This window comes from Collinsella sp. An2, assembly GCF_002160065.1.
GTDB lineage: Bacteria > Actinomycetota > Coriobacteriia > Coriobacteriales > Coriobacteriaceae > Limicola.
The window spans coordinates 1-2,099 of the sequence record NZ_NFJW01000038.1 but is presented as its reverse complement, the minus strand read 5'-3'; the positions used below and the strand labels follow the sequence as shown (position 1 = coordinate 2,099).

Sequence of the window (2,099 nt, the reverse complement as noted above, 5' to 3'; positions counted from 1 at the left end):
TATAACCTGACTTTTGCAGCTGAAAAAGACCGTTTGCCATGCATGGGCTGGGTAAACGGTCTTGTTTTCAGTGACATCTTTGTTGGTGCACAACTTCTTAGGATCTTGTCTTTCTCACACTTGCCATGATGTCGCGCACCTGCCCTTTCGAGAGTACGCGACGAGTAAGATCGACACCCACCGCTTCCCCTAGCGTATCCGTGAGATCGGTTCTGTAATCAAAGAGCCAATGGTTCTCGTCAAGTCGGTGGCCCACGATGTTGGAGAGCGCCGTCTGGACAGCCGTAGCCGAAGGACGCGATCCAACCGTCCTCTCCGCATCTTTCTGCATGAGGCGCATGACCACAAGCGCCATATAGCAAATGAGGAAGTGCGCTTTGATATGGGCTTCCGTGGAGCAGAATACCGGGCGCGCCCCCAGGTCCCCCTTGATGACCCGGAAGGACTCCTCGATCCTCCAGAGCCCCCGGTAGGCATCGATGATCTCGCCATCTCCCATATCGACCTCCGAGGTGATGATGCAGTAGTAGCCATCGTATCGGGCGTCCTGCGCGATGGCGGCCTCATCAAGGGTCCAGGCGAGCTTGCCCACCTCGCCGGTCTCTGGATCGACCGGCGTGGCCTTTGCATAGCGCGCACTTGAGCGCGCAAAAGCGCGTCCCGCATCCCCACGCTCAAGCGAGCGCAGGCTCTTCTCGATAACCTTTGCGCGTTCGTGCTGGCTGCGGAGGGCAAAGTCACGCGACCAGAAGGCCACCTGTTTGACCGGTATCTTTACTTGGCGGCGCCTTCCATCGGCGCCCGTCACGTAGACGGCCTTCTCCGCCTGACGGGATTTGATCTTGTAGGTGCCGCCCTCGTTGGGCGCGTACCCGCGCTCGGAGAGCACCCACCCTTTGAGCCCGGCGTCCGCCCCGCGCACGCTTTGGGAGAAGATGAAGCCGTTGCGGTCGAGCACGCAGCGGGCGATGTTGGCCGAAGCATTAAGACCTTTGTCGGCGACCACCACTACATGCTCGCCGTCTCGCATGCCCGCTTCGTCCATGGCGGGAACAAGCGTGGAGACATCGGGCACGTTGCCGGGAAACAAAGCATAGTCGAGCGGGATCCCGTCAGCATCTAAAAACAGCCCCATCTGCACGATCGGGCTCCTGCGGTTTTCTTTAGAGACCCCATGCATGCGGAAGCCGTCTTCATCTTCCACTTCAAAGTAGTAGTTGGTCACATCGTAGTAGAGCCGCGTCGCATCCCTCGGGCCGCGCGCTCGCTCAATGCTCTCGTTCATGTGCAGGACGAGCTCACGCGCGCGCTCTTCCAGATAGGTGAGCGCCCGGTACGTGTCATCGAGGGAGAAGGGGCACTTGCGGGGGAAGAGTCCCCGTCTTTCCCAGGCGCCCTTCTTCGAGGAGGGGTGCGCGGTACGGTCCCAGACCAAAAGCTCGAGCACCCGGTATGGGTCGAAGGAGACCTTGCGCGCCGTGCGCCTCCTCTCGAAGAAATCCAGAAGGCCGAGGTCGCGGTTGAGATAGCCGTCTACCACCGCCGCCCCCAGCTCTATCTGGGCCTCGCTGTCGCGCTTGTCGATCTTCTGGCGCGGGGGGATCTTCACGATCACGGGGGCCGTCTCGGAGCGGCGCCGCTCGTTCCTCCGAGCGCACTCCTCGGTGAAGTGGGCGATGGGGTCCGAGATGCCCTGGCGCTGGAAGTCATCGACATATCCCAAAGACTCGATCGTGCGGGACATGTTCTTGCCCCGCTCATCGCGGTATCCCTCGACGATCGTGAGGTACACGCGTCCATTCTTCTTCTTTGACTTCCGAAGGTACATAAAAGACCTCCTGAACTGCGGATATGATCGTTTTCATTATATCATGCACCGGCATACACCATGCAATAAAGTCATTGAGAATTTGTAAGAGAAATGCCCGCTGAACTGGGCAGAGCAAGCTCTATCTATTCAGGTGTGCTGCAAAACTCGGGCGGCAATACGCTATCGATTCAGAGAGCATTATATTGTGGCGAATCGATTGGCACCAACGCTTGAGGCCGATAGAATGCCGCCGAAGCAATAATGGCCGAGGGTGTACGTTGGGAGAACG

Annotated in this window: 1 protein-coding gene; it reads right to left on the bottom strand. The window is 58.7% G+C overall.

Annotated features, from left to right (window positions below; all coding sequences use genetic code 11):
* Positions 1-97 precede the first annotated feature (97 nt).
* Positions 98-1,828, bottom strand: a complete 1,731-nt coding sequence (locus tag B5F33_RS10705; protein WP_087411809.1) for an IS1634 family transposase — start codon at positions 1,826-1,828, stop codon at positions 98-100.
* Positions 1,829-2,099: the final 271 nt, after the last annotated feature.

Bases quoted from the DNA above. Each gene is read 5' to 3' on its own strand.
- B5F33_RS10705 (WP_087411809.1), bottom strand. From the start codon at position 1,828: ATGTACCTTCGGAAGTCAAAGAAGAAGAATGGACGCGTGTACCTCACG.